Source organism: Burkholderia sp. 22313, assembly GCF_052045245.1.
In the GTDB taxonomy this organism is placed as follows: Bacteria; Pseudomonadota; Gammaproteobacteria; order Burkholderiales; family Burkholderiaceae; genus Burkholderia.
This window is the reverse complement of record NZ_JBQEON010000058.1, coordinates 13,150-31,468: the sequence shown is the minus strand read 5'-3', so window position 1 is coordinate 31,468 and position 18,319 is coordinate 13,150. Positions and strand designations below refer to the sequence as shown.

The window sequence follows — 18,319 nt, the reverse complement described above, 5'->3', positions numbered from 1 at the left end:
GAAGCTGGAAATCATGGAAGCGTGCGGCATCACCGTCACGCGCAACCCGTCGGAAATGGGCCGTCTGCTGAAGAAGGCGCTGTAAATTCCGTCTGGTTTCGTCCTGCAGAAAACGCCGGCTTTGCCGGCGTGAGACTGCGAAAAAAAGCTGACACTTGACGTCAGGGTTTGATACGGCGGTCGAGTGCTGTCAAGCTAAATAGTGCGATCGCTAGCTTGAGAATCTCGTGGCGCGGCGCACATCCTTGACCTCATCGCTCAACGCCTTGGTGTGCTCGCATTTCACTGGGGTCGCGTCGTCGCACCTTCAATTTCCAGAAACTTGACCCAGCCGAACGGCGATTGCCTCGTACAACCCGGTTGGGGTGCGGTGAATTCTGCTGCTGCCGAGGAGGCGAGCAATCGTCGTTAACTGAATGCGCCGATGCCTGCTAGCGGTGGAACTTCGTCGGTCCATTCCCGCGTGTCGGGAGAGATCTTCAACCGGCTGCCCTCGAGCTTGATGAGCCGGTTCAGCTTGCCGATTCCGGCCTGCCCGACGATCGTCCGGTGGCGCACGCAAGCAGCCCGGATTGAATCGATGATTCGCGACAAGCCGCACGCGTCCGTGCATGCCGAGCTTGCAGACACCGTTGTCCCGGTGCGACCGTTCGGCCGGTTCGGCTGGCCGTCTCGATGACTCGAGGCGCGCGGCGCCGCGGACAATGCGAGCGCCATCCATCGATGCTGCCCCGCGAAGCATCGCCACGTGATCCGAGGATGTCGCTGCCCGACAAGCAAAGCTTTTCCGCGCTGTGAGCAAAGGTGGACAGTCTGCGAACGCCTATTGTTCTAGTAACGGAAATGCGCGCGATGCTTACACCAACGGCCGCATACCGCTATAAGAGCCGATGCTTCGCCATGGGCAACTATCTAGGAGACGCAAGTGCCTGATACCACCATGCAAGGCTATCCTGCTTCTGCGCTGTTCGACGAAGAGGCGGGGGCGATCGATCCCCTGGTCTACTCCTACCAAGGTATCTACGAGCAGGAACTGGACCGCATCTTCGGGCGGTCGTGGCTTTTCATCGCTCACAAGAAACATATTCCCACGATCTACTGGCGGCTCGCGCGGCCTCAGTTTGAAGTTCGCCGAGTCGCTCGGCGAACTGGGTGCGCGCGTTGTGCTCTCGGCTCGAGAAATCGGCGAATTGCAAGAGGCGCAGGCGCACTTGAATTCGCTGGGCATCGAAGCGGATTTCATCGCAGCGGACGGTGCGGTCAAGATAGATATTCATCGCTTGGCCAACGAGACGCTCGCTAGATTGGGACACGTCGATATCCTCGTAAGCAATGCGGGTGCAGTGTGGAGTGCGCCGGCGGAGGATCATCCCTTCGACGCATCGGACAAGGTGATGGACCTCAGCATCCGAGGCCTCTTCCTGCTTACCCAGCAAATCGGCAAGTGATCGATGATCCCGCGCGGGTATGGCCGAATTGTCGACATCGCATCGATCGCTGGGCTCAGAGGTAATTCGCCCGACGCCATGAGCACGATTGCCCACAACGCGAGCAAGGAGGGGCGTCGTGAATTTCACTCGGGCGCTGGCGGGCGAGTGGGAACGGCGCGGGATTACCGTCAATGCGATCGCCCCGGGCTTTTTCCCCTCGAACATGACGCGCGGGTTGCTCAACAAGTTGGGCGCCGATAGCGTCGCCGCGGAAGTGTCGTTGCGTCGTATCGGCGACAGCGAAGATCTGAAGGGGGCGGTCGCATTGTTCGCATCGGATGCCGGCAAGCACATCACGGGGCAAATCCTTGCAGTAGATGGCGGCGCGACTGCCGTGCTCTAGTTTGACGAGAGGAGATACAGATAATGAAGGCAATACAAATCGCACGTACCGGTGGACCGGAGGTGCTCACGCTGGTCGACATCGAGGCGCCCAAGCCTCGTGTTGGAGAACTACTGGTCAAGGTGGACGCCGCCGGCGTCAATTTTGCCGATACAGTCCGTCGCCGAGGTGCATTTTATCCCGCCCCAACACCCCTTCCGATCGTACTGGGAAGCGAGATATGTGGAACCGTCGTGTCCGTTGGCGATGGAGTGACCGGCTGGCAGCCGGGTTCGAGGCTTATCGGCCTGTTCGATCACGGCGGCTATGCCGAGTACGTCATTGTCGAAGCGCGTAGTGCGATTCCGATTCCGGAAGATGCCGACTCATCCATTGCGGCGGCCATTTTCGTGCAAGGCATGACCGCGCTGCTGGTGCTTGACGACGTCGGCGGTCCCGTGACGGGCCGTAACGTGCTCGTCGAAGGCGCGGCCGGCGGCGTAGGTGGATTGGCGGTGCAAATTGCGCGATTGCTCGGTGCCCGTCATGTCATCGGCGCGGTGAGTTCCCCGGACAAGGGCGAACTCGCCCGTGAGCTAGGCGCGACTGGCACGGTCAACTATACGGAGCCGGGCTGGGAAGAGGCGGCGCGTGCCCTCACGAACAACGAAGGCTTCGATCTCATCCTCCATGTCCAGGGCGGCGAGGCACTCGCTCGCGAGCTGGCTCTTCTCAGGCCTTCCGGGCGCATCGTCGCGTACGGCGCGGCTTCCAACGAGCCGATGCTCGTGGATGCGGCCCACCTGCTTGGGGGCAACCTCGGTGTCTGCGGCTTCTATCTTGGGGTGCACCTCGCTGACGCCGAGCGAATGAAACGACAGTTCTCCCGCCTGATGGGATGGGTCGAGTCCGGGCAGATCACGGTGCCGATCGGCGGGTGTTTCCCTCTTTCCGAGGCGGCTCACGCACATGCGTTACTTGAATCTCGCCGATCAACGGGCAAGCTGATCTTGAAACCGTGATGCCCGGTGTGGCAGCAAACTTGAGCTAAGTCGAGCAAACGCCCACGCGCATTACGCTGGACAAACTGCGTCGGAGGGTCGTTAGGCATCCTCCGCTCAACAACCGAAGAGGAGTTGTACATGAGTATTTCATTCAGTGGAGGGTGCGCCTGCAAGGCGATTCGCTACGAGTGCTCGGCCGAGCCGATTTTCTCATTGAACTGCCATTGCTGTGACTGTCAACGTGCAACCGGCAGTGCTTACGCCTCGGTGCGGATCGTGCCGGCTCCCGCGTTTCGGATCGTATCGGGCGAGCCTCGATATCACGGGGTGAAGAGTGATCTCGGTCACGACGTGGAGCGAGGCTTTTGCCCCGATTGCGGATCGCCCATCCTTGGAAGGATCGCGGAGAAGCCCGAGATTGTGCTGATTTTCTGCGGCAGTCTCGATGATCCTAGCCAGTACTCGCCCTCGATGGACTTCTACACCACCAGTGCTCAGCCGTGGGACTTCATGGATCCGGCGCTGGCGAAATATGCCAAAGGCCTGCCCAACTCATAACGCGTTGCTTAAATCCAAAGGAGACGAACGTGCTGCGACTGAAAACTGAACTGAACTTGCCGGACGTTTGCCTGACCGGTTTCGAAACGCCGCTGTCCGAGGAGGAGCGCGCCGTTCAGGAAACGCTTCATCGGTTTGCCAAGGAAGTCCTCCGCCCAACGGGCACGGAGCTGGACAAGATGACCGCGGAGCAGGCCATTGCTCCAGGATCGCCCTTTTACTCGGTCTTTACAGAGTTCGCGAAGCTCGGCGTAGATCCCGCGCTGTTCGCTTCGCTGCCCGCCGAGACGGCGTTGCGCATGGAATCGATGATCGCCGAGGAGCTCGGATGGGGCGACAGCGGTCTTGCTCTGTCGCTGGGGATCGCCAACTTCCCTATGCAACTGGCTGTTACGGCCGGCAAGCAGGAACTGGTCGAGCTGTGCGCCGGCCGCATCGGGTGCTGGATTGGAACGCAGCCCGACCGGGGCAGTGACTTCCAGGTGTTCGACATCGAACGCGATTGGCCGCAAGGCACGCCGGGTAATCAAGGCAACCTGTGGGCGAAGGTGGGCGACGACGAGATCGTGATCAACGGACAAAGCTCGGCCTGGGTATCCAACGGCGCCGTTGCGCAAGTGGCGATCGCCTATATGGGCGCGGACTATGGCGATGGACGGCTCGACAAGAACGGCCTGCCGCACGGTGTCGGGGTGATCATCCCTCTCGACCTTCCCGGGGTCTCGCGCGGCAAGCCGCTTGAAAAAATCGGCCTTCGCGCGCTTCCTCAAGGGGAAATCTATTTCGACAACGTTCGTGTTCCGAAACGTTTCGCCGTCGCGTTGAAAGACGAGTACTACGGCAATTTTGCTTCCGTGTGGTCTTACGCCGGAGCACACACGTCGCCGATATTCGTGGGCGTTGCCCGCGCGGCGTTCGAGATGGCGCTGCAGTACTGCCATGAACGCAAACAGGGCGGAAGGCTGCTGATCGATCATCAGCTGACCCGTTATCGTCTCGGCGACATGCTGCGCCGGATTGAACTGGCCCGCGCGACGGCTCGGCGCTCACTCGCGTTTGCACGCCTTTCGGAGCGGGTCCACCCCTATGTCACTGCAGCGAACAAGGTGACGGTAACCGAAGAGGCGATGAAAGTGGTCCACGAGGCGCTTCAGCTTTTCGGCGCGGTGGGCACGACACGCGAATATCCCATCGAGAAGCTGTTCCGCGACACCCGTCCCTCCCTTATCGGGGATGGCGAGAGCTACACGGTGACCATGCGCCTTGGGCTTCTTTGTCAGCAGCTCTATGCGGAGGGTTGGAGCAATCCCTGATCCGTCGAAATGTCGCGTACAACTTCGCGAATTCCCCGATTCGCGGGGATGAAAACGAACGCGCCTATTTCTTCCTGCGCGCTTTCCTGCCCCGCCGCGACGCGAAAGCCGCCCGAAGGTCAGGTAGGCGACGGGCGTGGCGGACAGGTGCGCCAGGGCAAACTACCCGAACTGTTGGAGTGAGTGTGATGGATCAGCCGATTCTTGATTTAAATGGCAAGGTGGCGTTGGTAACTGGTTCCGCACAAGGTCTTGGTGTGGAGATCGCGACTACTCTGGCGCGCCAAGGCGCAAGAGTAATCGTGTCGGATGTCCTGGAGGACTTGGGCCGAACGACTGCACGAGCTATTCAAGGGGCGCAATTCGTCAAACATGATGTAGTGAGCGAGCCTGACTGGCAGCGAGTTGTCCAATTCGCCGTTGAGACGCACGGTCGTCTGGACCTCGTAGTGAACAACGCCGGGATAGAAGCTTTTTCGCTTCTCGAGAATCTCACCGTTGAGCAATTCCAGCGCGTTCAGAAGGTGAATCTGGAAGGAACGTTCCTCGGCACAAAGTGGGCGATTCGAGTGATGAAACCAGGCGGTAGTAGCGGGCACGGCGGCAGCATCATAAATATCTCGTCACTGGCCGGTATCGTCGGTACGTTTGGTTTGAGTGCATATTGTGCCGCTAAGGGCGGCGTTCGCCTCTTGACCAAAGCCGCCGCCATTGAATGTGCGCACCTTGGTTATGGTATTCGAGTTAATTCGATTCACCCGGCTGTCGTCGAAGGGGGGATGGGAAAATCCGTTGTCAAAAGCCTTGTGGACTCGGGATTGGCTCCGGACGAGCACGTAGCGGAATCCCTCCTGGCAAGCACTCATCCTATGGGATTCGGAAAGCCAAAGGATGTCGCGGATGCAGTTTGTTTCGTGGCTTCAAGCCGCTGGATGAATGGGGCCGAGTTGGTTCTGGATGGCGGAGCCAGCGCTCAGTGAAGAGCAACGCGGATGGCCGTGCGTGGTGGTTCGGGCGCTACGAAGGCGGCGGCGGACCGGACCGGGGGCATGAAAAGCGGGGCGGGAAGCGCAATGAGCGCGCCAATGCAGCCGTCCCGCGCGCCGCACGTCTTGTCGATCGCGTGATCACCGGCCACACCGACCCGAACGGTCCCGAGACCTATATCGACGACCACTTTTCCGGAGAACCTCGTGTTGTCCGCCGGTCGCCCGGTGCTGTTCGTGCCGTACACGGGAGAATGCTAGTCTCGACAAACTGAGTGCGCTGGCTAGCCGCTCCACGACACGTCGGCATGCCGTAAGGCAAACGAGCTCGTCGCGTGCGGCCGCGCCGACATAGTCGCGCTGACGCTCGGTGCGCGTGGCGCATGAGTTGTCACGCGCGACTGCATGCTGCGACTGCTCGGCAGGCCGGTTGCGGGCTGCAGTACGGCTGCCGGCGACAGTTTTTCGTCGGCAGCATGGTCCGGGCGCTGGTGGCCTCGGTTGCTTCGGTCGAGCATCCCGGCACGGCGCTGTGCACGCGCGAGGAGGTCGAGCGGATTCATGCCGAAGTTGCGCAGGCAAGCTGACGGGCAAGCGGCCCACATCGTCGTGTTCAAGGACGACCCGGGGACGCTCGTCGCGTGTTCGAGTAGGATTAGGGCCGACGAGCCGGGCAGCATTGGAGTTCACGTGATCGACGCACGTATACTTCGAACTTCTATGTAATTTGGCATAATTGTATTTGCCATCCGACCGTGCCTTCGCAACTACGTGCTGCAATTCAGGGTGTCATGGCCCGCGCGCAAAACACTACTACTTTAGAGGCCAGAGCTTTTCAGAAGCTTTGATGGCGAAATATTCAGCGCGTCAGCGATTCGGATGAGGTTGAGGATGGTCAAATTGCGCTGGCCTCTTTCGATGCGGCCCATGTGACTTCGATCGATTCCTGTGAGAAGGGCAAGGGCTTCCTGCGAGACGCCAAACTCCAGCCGGCGAGCGCGGACCGTCGCGCCAATCGCGGCCAGATGTCCTGCGTCGTCCCGTTTGCCAGATACCCTTTGCATCCGATGATGGTCGCGGTATGATGCTCGTTTGGCCACGGCATTTACGACCCATTTTCTCGGGTGCGGCCAGTTTCTCTAGCTGCAAGGCATATGTTTTTGATTCAGGATGGGAATCGTCTACCGCTTCAGTCGGCGATGGCCGGTGCAACTGTATGGGCTGTGATGGAGCAGTGGACACCTGGCGACTTACTGGTTTTACGGGTGTCCGAAAAGCGAGCGCGTGGGGTTCCCTGCGTGATCTGGACGGATCTCACATCCGGAGCGGCATCGCTGAAGCAGTTTCTTGGCGGTAGTAATGTGCTGCGAGGAGCGGCAGTGGTGAGTACTCGCCGCGCGCGTCAAGTAGATGACTGGTATCTGGATCCATTGAGCGAGATCCGAGTTGGGGCGACCGAACTCAGCGAGGACGATCGCACACTGCTGACGGTGACGCAGTTCACGACCGTGACGGGCCGAAAGTTTTCCGTGCCAAGTGGATTCGCGACGCGCTACGCCCGCGGAAGGCGGGTATGGCAAGCACATCGGTCGCACTCGTGCCCTGCGTAAGGACCGAGTGGGGCGTTGTGTTCAGATGAACAGGCCGTGCGAGCGGCTTCCGCTCTCCTAGTAGGGCGGGAATCCAGGTGCTATTTGGTGAATGCGCCCCGGTTGAGCAACTATGACGGATAGCCGCTTCCGCAACGGACCGACTTGGTCGGTACCGTCCAACGGCCGTAGCAGTTGGGGAAATCGTTTCTTCGTCGATATCGAATTCACGGATTTCGAGGCACCCCAACTCATTAGTCTCGCCATCGTTGGGGAGAACGGATCCGAGTTTTACGGCGAGTGCACTGACTATGATGCAGCGCGCTGTAGCGCCTTCGTTCGGGCCGTGGTGCTGCCCCAACTCGGCCGATTCAACGCGCGCGCGATGCCATTTGATCAATTTCGTCAGGCGTTGCGGGCCTGGATCGACGGTATCTCGGCTACTTCGAAACCGGTGCTTTGCTACGACTTGGAGGCGGACTTGAGCCTGCTGCGCCTCCTATTGGATGACGCGTTGCCCGATGGTTGGACGCTCGAGAACGTTCAAGGACAAATCGATGCTGCCCGGCGGGCTGCCTACTATGCCCGGCACGGTGGCGAGCATCACGCACTGCATGATGCTCGAGCAACCGCGCAAGCCTATATTGGTTAAGCGCACCTCAATCGAAGCTGCAATAGGCCCTACCCGCTAACCACGTCCGGATTCGGATGTTTTGAGCGGTTATCTGGTTGCGCCAGACGCGTCTCGACGAGGCGATCGGCATACCTGGCGTTGGAAGGCCGCGCTGACCTGGCGCGTGCGTTTTGCCTCTTCGCCATGCAGATAGGTCGACGTCGTCGCCACCGATGCATGGCGCAGATTGTCCCGTACGACAACCAGTTCGACGCCGGCGTCCAGCGCATGCGTGGCGTGGGTATGGCGCAACCAGTGCGGGCTCGCCCGCTGCAACTTGTCGGCCAGCGCTGGACGGCGCGCGTTCACGCGCTCTGCGGTCTCCCGAAAAAACTCACCTAATACTTGCCGCAACCGTGCCGCACTGGTGGGGGTGCCACCAGGACGTGCTGCGCGATGTGCCACATTGAGGTCGGCGACCAACGGGGTGGCCGGCTGCCAGCGGGTGCGTCTGATCGGCAAGCCGCGCGCCTTCAGCGCGCGTCGCAGCGCGTCCCGCGCAAGGGGCGGCAGGGCCACGCGCCCCGATTTTGCCCCTTTTCCCATTACCTCCAGCCATAACGCGCCGCGGGCGTCCGCCGTGATGTCGCCCAGCGTTGCGGCCACCAGCTCCTGCGCCCGTAATCCTGTCGCGACGCCGAAATCCAGCACGAAACGCAGCCGCTCTGCAGCCGGTGCGGTCCAGCCGGCCCGCTCGAGCGAGTCGGCCGTGGCCCTAACGATTTTCCACTCCCGGCCAGTCAATGCGCGTCCGGTATCAAATGGCGCACGGACTGCGCCGCCGCGCACCGTCACCCCCGCAAACGGGTTGAGCACCACATAGTGCTGGTCCACGAGCCACCCGTAGAGGGCGCGCAGCACCGCCAGCGCGTAGGCGGCCGACCGTGGCGTGAGGCCTCCCGCGAATGGGCGCCAGGCGGGCGCGGCGGCCCGGTCCAGCGTGCGGCGGGCGTCGGATGGCGCAGGAAGGCGCGATAGGCGATCGCATCGTCGGTGGTGAGCGACGACAGCGGCGCGCGGCGCGCCACGATCGCCCACAGCAGCAGCCGTTCGGCCTCGCGCCGGTACGCGCGGGCGGTGTGGGGCGACTCGTGCAGCGCGAGCCACGCTGCGATGGCCTGGTAGTCGTTGGCGGCGGCGAGGCCACAGCTGTCGCGCGGGGCCCGGAAGCGGCCACGGGAGCCATCGAGGGCGGCGGGCAGGGCGTCCAGCGACCCGCGCGGGACCAACTGCGCCGCGGCGGCCGCGTACGGCATCAGCGCGGCGGCGCGCCGGGTCAGGTCGGGGTGCGCGGCGACGAAGGCGGCGACGCGGTGCGCACCCTGGCGCCCCAGTCCCGAGATCGGGCGCCATCAGCCTTGGCGGTGGGCCATCCGAACCAGCAGGTCGGCGCATGAGTCGACGCCGGCGGCTGCCAGTGCACGCACGATGCGCGGCGGCAGCCAGCGGGCCGCCGGGTCGGTTGGCTGTGGCGCCGGGATGGGGGTAGTCCGCAGGACGTCGAGCGCGGTGACAACCTGTGCCGCATGGTGGGTGCGGTTCGCGGCCGGGTGCGTGAAAAGCGGGATCAGGTCGTCTCGCTGGCGAGCCGTCGCACACGCGACGAGCTAGCGACGGATGCGACCCAGGAGGCCACGCGATGACTGGCCATCGGCCTTTCGGTGCGGCAGGTAGCGCTCGACGGCCGCGCGGGCGGTGAGTCCGGCGTGCCAGGCGCGCAGGGCGGCCAGCGACGCCAGGGTGGGGAGGTCGGGCGGGGTGGCGGGCGTTCCGCAGGACCGCCTGTTCCACTGCCCGGTGGCCGGGACAGAGGTGGTTTTCATGGGAACAGTTTAGGTCGCTCGTAGAGTCCTCGCGATAAGACTATTTATCGCAAGAGACTTGCTTGAGCATCGACCGCGAGACGTGTCGCTCAGTCGCTATCGGTCTTGGCATGGTGCTTTAACCAGTCTCGGTGCGCTCGTTCGGTAGATTGAGTGCCATCCAGGCACCCAATTAGGTCGTCAGTGCTTGCCGATGGCTAGTCGGTGTGGTCGACGAGCGCGAAGCGCGCGACTTCTACACCTTATTCGATGCCAGCTATGCACCGACTGAAGCTTTCGCCTTTTCATATTCTTCAAAATTTGCAATGACAACTGGCGTTTGTTTAGGGTCATCAGTCAACGTGATTGGTCCTCGTAGCGCAAATTCGTTTCGCATTCGTTTGTCGAAGTAATAGAGCATCGCCATGCGTACCTGCAGAACCACGCGTCCGTTGAACATGCCGTAGTCGAGCTCGATTGCTTTCTGCTCCCACTCAGTCAGACGAGGGTTCGGCACGAGTTCAACAGCAAAGTTTGTGTGCCACAGCTTGTCGTCTGCGGCGTCCGCGCCTGGGGCCTGCTCGTCACGCGCATCGCGGCATCGAGACAGCAGGAAATCCTTGAATCGATTGTCGCGGTGGCAAAACGCTCGCATGTGCCACCTGAATCCGTCGGATGCAAATGCGTGCGGCGTAATGCGACGCCAGACGGCGGTCGGGCCAGCGCTGCTGAGCGACAGATATTCGATCTCGAGAGATTGATTCGTCCGGATCGCTTTCAGCACGGCCCGCAGCAAAGGTGCGTCAACGCGTCGAGACGGTATGGGTAACGAGGCCGTGACGGGGGCGTCACCTAGCCACGTTTCTTCCTTGTCTACGGTGTTCGCCGTCAAGGCTCCCAACTGTGCGAGATAGCGTTCGGCGTCTGGCTTTATGAAGGCGCAATGAAAGCTTTCGGCGGCGAGGTAGCGCTTGGAGCTGAGGTCGTAACGTAGGTTCTCGGGGGCGGTTTTTTGGTATGCGGTCAGATCATTCGACGCCTGCTGAGCCGACACACCGAAGTGGTCGACGATATGAGACCTATTTATCGAACCCTGCCAGTACGCCGTAAAGTCAATAAATTCAAGGCGTTGTTCGATTCCCCAACGCTTCTTGGGAGATGCTTCGCTCATGCCATTCCTCGATACGTAAAGAAACTTGATCCATCGTGTTTGTTTGCTGTATCATGAAATTGTACCTGTCGAAGTCCGCTGTAGGGTAAAACCTGTGCTGGCAGCATGGGTGGTACGGGGTAGACGGGGGGCGTAGCCGTTCCATATCCGAGGTGACCAACATGGCTGAAGCAAATCGAGATTTTAAGTATCTGATTAATGGGAAATCGGCGAGCGTGAATGACCCGACGCCGACCAGCGCGCAGATTTTGGCGGACGCCGGGTATGAGCCGGCTGACGACTACCTGCTGATCCAGCGGACCAAGTTCGGTTCGCGCGTGGTGGCATCGGACGACGTTCTGGATGTCGGCGACGGGCACGCCGAATTTTTCGCGTTCGAAGGCGGTGAAGCGTTCGAATTCACGGTGAACGAGCATTCGGTCTTTTGGGGCGAACAAACGATTCGCGTCGACCAGATCCGCTCTCTCGCCAACGTGTCGGAAGACAATGACTTGGTGTGGATTCGCGACGAAGCCGGCAACGAAGTCCTGAAGTCGAGCGACGTCTTTGAACTGGGCAAGCAAGGTATCGAACACCTGCGCACGCACAAGCGCCCGCCGCCGTCGGTCTATATCTTCTTTGTCGACGGCGTCGAGTACAAGACCGAACACGAACGTCTGACCGGGGCTCAGATCACCGCGATGATTCCGGGTTGGGATCCGGCGAATTCGCTTGTGCTCGAGGGCGAGGGTTCTGAGCCGGATGAGGTGATTCACGCGGCAACCGTGGTTGAGTTCAAAGGGCGCGCAACCCCGGCGCACTTTGCCATCGTCCCCCCGGCAACGTTTGGTGACGCATGAAGAGCGTCGAGGAACAATTCGCCGACGTGCAACGGGTGTACCCCGGGGCAACGCTCACGTCGGTGGGTGGGGGCATGTTCTTGGTGCGAATTCCGCAGGTGCCGTTGCCCGACGGCTGGTCGCAGGTTCGCACAGAAGTGCGATTCATCGTTCCGAATGGCTACCCGTATGCGGCACCGGACTGCTTCTGGGCCGACAGCTCGCTGCGCTTGAAGAACGGTGCGATGCCGCAGAACGCGAACATCGGGCAAACGATGCCGGGACAACTCGACGCGAACACATTGTGGTTTTCGTGGCACGTCAACCAGTCGTGGAACGCGTCGAAGTGCACGCTGACGACGTACGTGAACGTTATCCTCAATCGTTTTAAGGCGGTGCAATGAGCGAACTCGTCATCAGTGCACCGACGCTGCATTATCTCAATGAGTCTCTGGGCGCTGCTGTCGAGCGCGGAGCGGTCCTCTATCTGACGCGTGACCTCGACGGGGACCGCTACCTGGTTAGAGAGGTCGAACTCGCTCAGCCCGAGGACTGTTTGCACGCCTCGGCTAGCGAGATCACGTTTGCGCCGCAATTCCTCACGCGCGTGACGAGGCGTGCACGTGAGAGGGGATTTTCGCTCGCGCTTCTGCATACTCATCCCTCGGGCTACAACGATTTTTCCCCCGTCGATGACGAGACTGAAGTCGGTCTACAGGGGTTCATGTGCGATCGCAACCCAGCGCATGAGTGCTTTTCAGTTGTGCTTTGCGACGGCCAAGTTATCGCACGGACGTTCGGCGCAGCCGAGCGCGTCAATGTACGCATCGTCGGCGCGGAGGTGCTGCTCCCTGGCCGTGCGGGTGAAATCCAGCAGGACGAACGCTATGACCGCCAGATGCGAGCATTCGGCGAGGAAGGCCAGGCGATTCTCAGCTCTATGACAGTCGCAATTGTCGGCCTCGGCGGGACCGGGTCAGTCGCCGCGCAGCAACTCGCGCATCTGGGCGTGGGCTCCTTCGTGCTCGTCGATGCCGACGTGGTCGAGAGAACCAATCTGAATCGCGTGGTCGGAACCATGGAGCAGTCGGTGGGCCGCAAAAAGGTCGATGTGGCGGCGCAGATGATAGAACACATCAATCCCAACGCGCGCGTCAGCTGTTATATCGGCTCAGTTATCTCCGGCGAGGCGTCGGCGCTGCTGCGAAAAGCCGACTGCATCTTCATTTGCACCGATTCCCATTCGAGCCGGGCGTTTGTTTCCGAGTTTTCCTATCAATACCTCGTGCCTGCCATTGACGTTGGTGTCGGCATCAATGCGCACGACGGCAAGATCCAGGCGATGACCGGGCGCACGCAAATGCTCGCGCCCGGGTTGCCTTGCCTCATGTGCAGCAACGCACTCGACCCGCGACGTATCCGCGAAGAGCTGATGACGGATGCACAGCGCGCCGCTGATCCGTATTTCAACGAGGGTGGCGTGAAACAGCCTGCGGTGATATCACTGAACGGCGCGATCGTGTCATTGGCCGTGACGATGCTTCTCGGCGCATTCACTGCGATTCCCGCCCGCGCGCGTTGGCAGTCATACGACGCAGTAACCGGCACCGTCCGAGTGCTGAGAACCTCACCGCAACTGGATTGTGGCATTTGCGGTGCGGATGGTGTTGTTGGTGCGGGCGATTCGCGTCGTCTGACCTTTCTTCCTTCGGAGGACCGGTGAGCACTGCAACCAACCTCATCTGGTATGGCGTTGCGCCACTGCCTGGCACGCGGGAGAAGCTAGAGATTCGCGGCCTCCAGATCATGGAGAACCCGCCGTCCGAGTCTGTTAAAGACCCATTGCTCGGCACGACATCGGTCGTCGTCGCCAACGAGCTATCAGCAGACTCGAACGAGATGGCGGCGCTCTGCAAGCTGATTCCGAGGTTCATCGATCACGGCATCCGCATTGTGTTCCTGGCGGAGGACCGGGCCGAAAGACTGCGGATTCGCGAGCAGACTCTCATGCAGGTGAGCCCCGTTTATCCGTGGGACAGAGAGGTTCGCTTCGCGCCCAACCTCAAAGGGATACATTTCGACCATATCATTCGATTCGAACGTGGACCGAAGTGGACGGGCTGCCACATTAAGGAGATCGGCCCGGAGGAAAAACTGACGGAGGAAGAGCGGCGCCTTGTCGACCGGGCGTTCCCAAAGGCGCAGGAAATACACTTGCGCAAAATCGCTCCAGGTTTCTCCGGTTCGAAGGTGTTCATGGCGTACGAGAAACGCCTCGAAGCTGAGAGCTCGGTTGCCCACTGGACGCAGCCTCGACTTGTGAAAATCAACAAGCGCGAACTGCTGGGCAAAGAGGTTCGCGCGATGGAGGTGGTCTCTCCGTTTGTCCCGTTTGAATTGCGGCCAAACCTTGAAAGATTCGTCGAAGGGTTCCATAAGGCGGTGTATGTTGCCGATTTCGTGGACAAATCAGAGTCCCTGCTTGACGCGGCGCGCGCTGGGCGCGCCGAGGCTGCTATTTCGAACCTCTTCAACCGGACGCTGCATCGATGGCGGGATCGGGCAAGACAGACCATCATGCCAGATGAGCCGCTCGTCACTGCTGCAGAGCGGTTGAGGATGGTCTCCCCTCAAGAGATTCAGCATGAGTATCTTGACTCGGAACCCATCCAACGGGAGAAGATCGATCCGTTGGCGTTGTGGCAGTCTTTAAAGGATATTAAATTTCCGCATCGTGTCGCGACAATACATGGCGACCTGCATGGCGATAACGTGCGGGTACGAGGAGATGACGCAATCCTGATTGACCTCGGTGCCGTTAAGGGAGATACCGAAGTGGGGATGGGCGCGCCGCTCTGCTTTGACGTCGCGATGCTCGAAGTTGCCCTCGTCTTCACTTATCGAGGTTCCGAGGACGGACCAGATGTCTTTGATCAGTCAGTATGGAGGAATGAAATAGCTCCGTACTACACTCTAGACGCGATATTGAGCAGCTGCGCCCACGCAGAACTCGAACCGAAACCGGACTCATGGCTTTTTGGGTGTCTCCAGCGTATCAGGGCATTCGGTATTTATGAGCAGAGCGATAGTTTCGAGTATCCGATTGCACTAGTTGTGGCGATGTGGCGTTGGTGCAAATTTCAGGCTGTATCCAATGCAGACAGGGGCCGTCGTGTCGTCGCATTGGAACTCGGCGCGAAGCTTATCGAAGAAATTATCAGGAAGAGGCATCGTGACTAAGGCACTACGAGTTCGCGACCGAGGGACCGTCACGCACCGGCATGCGGCAGATGCGTTACTGGAAAGGCCGGGAGATTTCGTGCTTGTGGACCGGGGCGTGCCTCGTTCATTGGTACTAGCATGCCCCGATGGTTGTGGCGAAACGCTCACGATCAATCTTGATCCGCGTACAGACAAAGCATGGCGCCACTACCGAAAGCGCAATCAGCTGTCAGTGTTTCCGTCGGTTTGGCGCGACACGGGTTGCAAGAGCCACTTCATCATCTGGCATCACACTATCCTTTGGTGCGACGGCTCAGACGATGGCGAAGAGGTTGTTGTCGAAGACGAGATCGAATTGCGCCGGCGTGTGCTTCCCGTGTGCACGGATGATTGGCAGCACTTCACAACACTAGCCGAGGCCTTGGAAGAAGTGCCATGGGATGTGAATCGTGCTTGCATCCAGCTCGCACGAAGAGGTTTTCTCGAGGAAGGGCAACGGAAACAGCGCGGCCTTTTCAGGCTTACCGCGAAGAAGTGAAGCTCAGATCGTCCCCGCGCACGTCGCGGGGGCGACACAACTTTAGCGAGCGGCATCGTTCGCCGCTTTGCGTCTCCGACGAGCCTGCGAAATCCCAGGGCTTTGTTGAGCGCAATCGTCTCCGCATCGACGTAGGCGAACCCAGTCGGCCTCTGGAGCAATAGAGGCGTGTTCCGGCGGATACTGGGACTTGTGTCAATGGGTGTCGTCGGGCGAAGTTTTTAGGAGATTTGAATGAGTCGTGTTATTCGCGAGGAGAAATTCGTTCAGTACAACGGATTTTATGGAAAGCCTCACTGCAGATCGGTAGTATTTCATCTGTACAAAGGGGAGTGCGTCACTTGCCATCGGCAGATTGAAGGGGCCAATTTTCACGTTGCTCACATAATCGCGCGGAGTCATCCAGCGGTAATGGAGAAATACTTTTCATATCTGGATGTCGATAATTTGCTCAATCTGAAGCTGTGTTGTCCTCGTTGCAACATAAAAGAGAGTAATTTCGTTGTGGACGCGCTTATGCTGCAAGGCGCTTTCAATTCGTCAGCTAGGGTAATTTCATCTCGTCTTGAGTCGGTGCTAGAGAAATTTCGGCCGGTCGTAAAGCGAATTGAGATGGACGGTGCTGACCCGAGGATTTGTACAGACATACTGTGCGTCGATGACAAGGAGATTCGGGCGTTAGCGGTTGACTGGCACGGGGCTCTGGTCGTCCCAAGAGCGGAACTGGACACTCGCGTTGCAGAAGCGATGAAGAGTAAGCTTGGGAATGATGGTGCCGAATGGGATGCCTACCACGCGGTGGAAGAGGCTATTGGCCTTCTTCGAAACCATATGGAGATAAGGGGCGGTAGTAGCTACTCGATTGATTCTGATGGAAGTTTGCCTTGGTTGAATGAGGCAAAGGGGAAGCTATTCCGCGAGGGGGAGTTTCGACTTATTCGAGAGACGGTGCAAGCGGCTGGCCTGATTGACGGTGTTTACCTGGATCCAGATGAGCTGAGTGAGCGTAGGGGATTGTTGTTTCCACTGCGGACGGAAGTGCAACGGTGGTTCCGCGACATATTCGCCACGATAATCCGGGCGCAGCATAAACTCGAGCGGGGAGCACACAAGAAGTACCACGTATTGGACGAACATGAATGGCGTGATATTTGTGAGTGTTTCGAGAAGCTCAGCGTCATTGAATCTGGCATCGGGAAAGTCGGACGGCGCCTAAAGATTCCCGTCATCGTTGCACATTTCGGGATGCAACAAAACATGCTGTGCTTTGGAGATGGCGATATCTCAATTCCGGACGACGTAAGGCGCATGTGCCGTGCAGTTGCAACAGATTCGGCCTGGGGCGACGGCGTTTTGATGCTTAAGTCCAAGCTTCGACCATGGCTGACGCGCGCATTCTCAATTGCAGACCTAGCGGTGGATCAGGCTATCGGATCGCGGTTGGTGCTCGTCGGTGATGAGCGGTCGTTCTGCCGTCGATGGATGCCGAGATTGCCAAAGCTCGACGGAAAGACCCGAGAGGAGGTCCATCTTGAAGCTTCTACACGGTCGACTCAACGGAGAAAAAGGGCAGCCCACTGAGCCATCGCAAGATCGACGACATGCATATGCACCACCTCTCTCCGAAGAAGGAAATCTATTTACTGTGCACGGGCTCGTCCGAATTCTTGATTGCTCGCCCAATAGAGCCACCGGACCAGCGATGCTATCTCAACCGCATTGCCCTGGATCTCGTGCACGTGCCTGACGAATGCCGCAAAGCTGTTGAGGAGGCGATCGCTGCAATTCGCGCGGAAGGGATTTCGAAGTATGACTGGCGCGACTGAGGAACTAGCGTCCTAGCAAGTAGGGGGCAGAAGCGAAGAGTGAGAAATGGCCGATCGTGGCTGTTCGTCGCTAGCGCGCCCCCACCACTTCACAAGTTTCACAAGAGGAATGAAGTTGCCGTTGGCCTTCTTATTCACGGCGCTGGCCCACCTGTTATGTCATCGGATTGGTGACCAGCCACTGCTCCTCGCTCTTGTCCGCAATAAGCCAACCGTCCCGTTCCCAAGGGCTGGGGATGATTGGTACTACATCCATCTCCACTGAACCTAGGGACACGCAAATGGAGCGGCGGTTCGCCTCGACCTCCGTGTATCCGAGGGACTTTACTGCCTTGCGAAGTGAACCGATGATATCGCTCGGCAGGTCGTAGTGCGTGTGATTTGTGACAACAATGACGTGACGTCGGGGCGGCGTACCGTACCGTCAGTTTGACGCGGTCGTAGTGCCGTATCGCGGGCATAGGAGCCGGAGAGGTACGTGTTGACGTGGATGTCTTTATACGTCTCCTGTGTCTCCAACTTCGCACGTAGGTTCGAGTGCGCACTGACGCAAACCGACTTCGTCGTCGGGCTGGGCTCAATCTCTGACAAAAAGTCGATGAATTGCTGCAGTGTGGGCACGTGTCGCGCCTCCGCAATTAGCTCCCGCGCCATGTGTGCATGACGCACTATATGTAGGGCTTTGCGGGAGGTCAATGCGCAACATGTTGATTTTTGGCAGTCGGATTGATCACGCTCCGAACTGAGTTTGATGCCGCCCTAAAATCCAATATTAATGGATCTGATGGCGCGCAACACAATTCAGGTGACATATCACTGAATCGGTTTCGACAACTTCATAAATGACCGGATGGTGCGGGGCTAGTATCGGACCACGCGCCGGTGCGGCCCTCGCAAGCAGGATGCACCGAACGCGTAGCCCGTGTCGTGCCGCCGGCTGCATCGGTCAGTCTAAGCCATCCGGCGTCCGGCCCGAAACCGCATCATCCCATCGACCGCCCGAGAAC

At 59.5% G+C, this 18,319-nt stretch carries 15 protein-coding genes and 4 pseudogenes; 14 read left to right on the top strand and 5 right to left on the bottom strand.

The window, feature by feature from the left end; genetic code table 11:
• Positions 1 to 408 precede the first annotated feature (408 nt).
• Positions 409 to 717, bottom strand: coding sequence for a hypothetical protein (locus ACTJKF_RS30520; protein ID WP_440628779.1), 309 nt, complete (start codon positions 715 to 717; stop codon positions 409 to 411).
• A 365-nt stretch (positions 718 to 1,082) separates the two neighbouring features.
• Between ACTJKF_RS30520 and ACTJKF_RS30515 the strand changes: the two are divergent.
• The 6 genes and pseudogenes from ACTJKF_RS30515 to ACTJKF_RS30490 all read left to right on the top strand — a co-directional run.
• Positions 1,083 to 1,833, top strand: a pseudogene (locus ACTJKF_RS30515) (SDR family oxidoreductase).
• Between the two features lie 23 nt (positions 1,834 to 1,856).
• Positions 1,857 to 2,834: a quinone oxidoreductase family protein gene (locus tag ACTJKF_RS30510; RefSeq protein ID WP_085042830.1), complete on the top strand. Its 978-nt coding sequence runs from the start codon at positions 1,857 to 1,859 to the stop codon at positions 2,832 to 2,834.
• 120 nt (positions 2,835 to 2,954) lie between these two features.
• Positions 2,955 to 3,374, top strand: coding sequence for a GFA family protein (locus ACTJKF_RS30505; protein WP_440628777.1), 420 nt, complete (start codon positions 2,955 to 2,957; stop codon positions 3,372 to 3,374).
• 29 nt (positions 3,375 to 3,403) lie between these two features.
• Complete coding sequence (locus ACTJKF_RS30500; RefSeq protein WP_046548408.1) at positions 3,404 to 4,687, top strand: acyl-CoA dehydrogenase family protein; 1,284 nt, start codon at positions 3,404 to 3,406, stop codon at positions 4,685 to 4,687.
• A gap of 188 nt (positions 4,688 to 4,875) precedes the next feature.
• The gene (locus ACTJKF_RS30495) at positions 4,876 to 5,667 is read left to right on the top strand and encodes an SDR family NAD(P)-dependent oxidoreductase (protein ID WP_440628770.1); all 792 of its coding nucleotides are present in this window, start codon (positions 4,876 to 4,878) and stop codon (positions 5,665 to 5,667) included.
• 98 nt (positions 5,668 to 5,765) lie between these two features.
• Positions 5,766 to 5,925: pseudogene (locus ACTJKF_RS30490) on the top strand (universal stress protein); the annotation flags it as partial.
• Positions 5,926 to 6,491: 566 nt separating this feature from the next.
• On the opposite strand, the gene ACTJKF_RS30485 reads toward ACTJKF_RS30490, so the two are convergent.
• The gene (locus tag ACTJKF_RS30485) at positions 6,492 to 6,737 is read right to left on the bottom strand and encodes a helix-turn-helix domain-containing protein (protein ID WP_041492845.1); all 246 of its coding nucleotides are present in this window, start codon (positions 6,735 to 6,737) and stop codon (positions 6,492 to 6,494) included.
• Positions 6,738 to 7,395: 658 nt separating this feature from the next.
• On the opposite strand from ACTJKF_RS30485, the gene ACTJKF_RS30480 reads away from it, so the two are divergent.
• The gene (locus ACTJKF_RS30480) at positions 7,396 to 7,914 is read left to right on the top strand and encodes a hypothetical protein (RefSeq protein ID WP_440628768.1); all 519 of its coding nucleotides are present in this window, start codon (positions 7,396 to 7,398) and stop codon (positions 7,912 to 7,914) included.
• A gap of 69 nt (positions 7,915 to 7,983) precedes the next feature.
• Here the strand turns inward: ACTJKF_RS30480 and ACTJKF_RS30475 are convergent.
• Positions 7,984 to 9,758: pseudogene (locus ACTJKF_RS30475) on the bottom strand (phage integrase family protein).
• 256 nt (positions 9,759 to 10,014) lie between these two features.
• The gene (locus ACTJKF_RS30470; RefSeq protein ID WP_440628767.1) at positions 10,015 to 10,908 is read right to left on the bottom strand and encodes a WYL domain-containing protein; all 894 of its coding nucleotides are present in this window, start codon (positions 10,906 to 10,908) and stop codon (positions 10,015 to 10,017) included.
• 161 nt (positions 10,909 to 11,069) lie between these two features.
• Between ACTJKF_RS30470 and ACTJKF_RS30465 the strand changes: the two genes are divergently transcribed.
• From ACTJKF_RS30465 to ACTJKF_RS30435, 7 genes are all read left to right on the top strand, one after another.
• Positions 11,070 to 11,747, top strand: coding sequence for a multiubiquitin domain-containing protein (locus ACTJKF_RS30465; protein ID WP_440628765.1), 678 nt, complete (start codon positions 11,070 to 11,072; stop codon positions 11,745 to 11,747).
• Entirely contained in the window at positions 11,744 to 12,130 is a 387-nt protein-coding gene (locus ACTJKF_RS30460; protein WP_440628764.1) for an E2/UBC family protein, read from the top strand. The genes ACTJKF_RS30465 and ACTJKF_RS30460 overlap by 4 nt, the downstream gene beginning before the upstream one ends.
• Positions 12,127 to 13,449: a HesA/MoeB/ThiF family protein gene (locus tag ACTJKF_RS30455; protein ID WP_440628762.1), complete on the top strand. Its 1,323-nt coding sequence runs from the start codon at positions 12,127 to 12,129 to the stop codon at positions 13,447 to 13,449. The genes ACTJKF_RS30460 and ACTJKF_RS30455 overlap by 4 nt, the downstream gene beginning before the upstream one ends.
• Positions 13,446 to 14,966 carry a hypothetical protein gene (locus ACTJKF_RS30450; protein ID WP_440628760.1) on the top strand — a complete coding sequence of 507 codons (1,521 nt, stop codon included), beginning with the start codon at positions 13,446 to 13,448 and terminating at the stop codon, positions 14,964 to 14,966. The genes ACTJKF_RS30455 and ACTJKF_RS30450 overlap by 4 nt, the downstream gene beginning before the upstream one ends.
• Complete coding sequence (locus tag ACTJKF_RS30445; protein ID WP_440628758.1) at positions 14,959 to 15,486, top strand: DUF6527 family protein; 528 nt, start codon at positions 14,959 to 14,961, stop codon at positions 15,484 to 15,486. The genes ACTJKF_RS30450 and ACTJKF_RS30445 overlap by 8 nt, the downstream gene beginning before the upstream one ends.
• Before the next feature lie 234 nt (positions 15,487 to 15,720).
• On the top strand, positions 15,721 to 17,067 hold the full coding sequence (locus ACTJKF_RS30440; RefSeq protein ID WP_440628757.1) for an HNH endonuclease: 1,347 nt from the start codon (positions 15,721 to 15,723) through the stop codon (positions 17,065 to 17,067).
• A gap of 20 nt (positions 17,068 to 17,087) precedes the next feature.
• Positions 17,088 to 17,312 (top strand): hypothetical protein, encoded by a 225-nt coding sequence (locus ACTJKF_RS30435; RefSeq protein WP_440628755.1) that lies wholly within the window; start codon positions 17,088 to 17,090, stop codon positions 17,310 to 17,312.
• Positions 17,313 to 17,466: 154 nt separating this feature from the next.
• Here the strand turns inward: ACTJKF_RS30435 and ACTJKF_RS30430 are convergent.
• Positions 17,467 to 17,966 (bottom strand): annotated as a pseudogene (locus tag ACTJKF_RS30430) (SMODS domain-containing nucleotidyltransferase).
• Between the last annotated feature and the right edge of the window lie 353 nt (positions 17,967 to 18,319).

What these genes read in the sequence shown, in the direction of transcription:
- ACTJKF_RS30465 (WP_440628765.1), top strand. Translation starts at nt 11,070, where the DNA reads ATGGCTGAAGCAAATCGAGATTTTAAGTATCTGATTAATGGGAAATCG.
- ACTJKF_RS30460 (WP_440628764.1), top strand. Translation starts at nt 11,744, where the DNA reads ATGAAGAGCGTCGAGGAACAATTCGCCGACGTGCAACGGGTGTACCCC.
- ACTJKF_RS30505 (WP_440628777.1), top strand. Translation starts at nt 2,955, where the DNA reads ATGAGTATTTCATTCAGTGGAGGGTGCGCCTGCAAGGCGATTCGCTAC.
- ACTJKF_RS30480 (WP_440628768.1), top strand. Translation starts at nt 7,396, where the DNA reads ATGACGGATAGCCGCTTCCGCAACGGACCGACTTGGTCGGTACCGTCC.
- ACTJKF_RS30495 (WP_440628770.1), top strand. Translation starts at nt 4,876, where the DNA reads ATGGATCAGCCGATTCTTGATTTAAATGGCAAGGTGGCGTTGGTAACT.
- ACTJKF_RS30520 (WP_440628779.1), bottom strand. Translation starts at nt 717, where the DNA reads ATGGCGCTCGCATTGTCCGCGGCGCCGCGCGCCTCGAGTCATCGAGAC.
- ACTJKF_RS30455 (WP_440628762.1), top strand. Translation starts at nt 12,127, where the DNA reads ATGAGCGAACTCGTCATCAGTGCACCGACGCTGCATTATCTCAATGAG.
- ACTJKF_RS30440 (WP_440628757.1), top strand. Translation starts at nt 15,721, where the DNA reads ATGAGTCGTGTTATTCGCGAGGAGAAATTCGTTCAGTACAACGGATTT.
- ACTJKF_RS30510 (WP_085042830.1), top strand. Translation starts at nt 1,857, where the DNA reads ATGAAGGCAATACAAATCGCACGTACCGGTGGACCGGAGGTGCTCACG.
- ACTJKF_RS30485 (WP_041492845.1), bottom strand. Translation starts at nt 6,737, where the DNA reads ATGCAAAGGGTATCTGGCAAACGGGACGACGCAGGACATCTGGCCGCG.
- ACTJKF_RS30435 (WP_440628755.1), top strand. Translation starts at nt 17,088, where the DNA reads ATGCATATGCACCACCTCTCTCCGAAGAAGGAAATCTATTTACTGTGC.
- ACTJKF_RS30470 (WP_440628767.1), bottom strand. Translation starts at nt 10,908, where the DNA reads ATGAGCGAAGCATCTCCCAAGAAGCGTTGGGGAATCGAACAACGCCTT.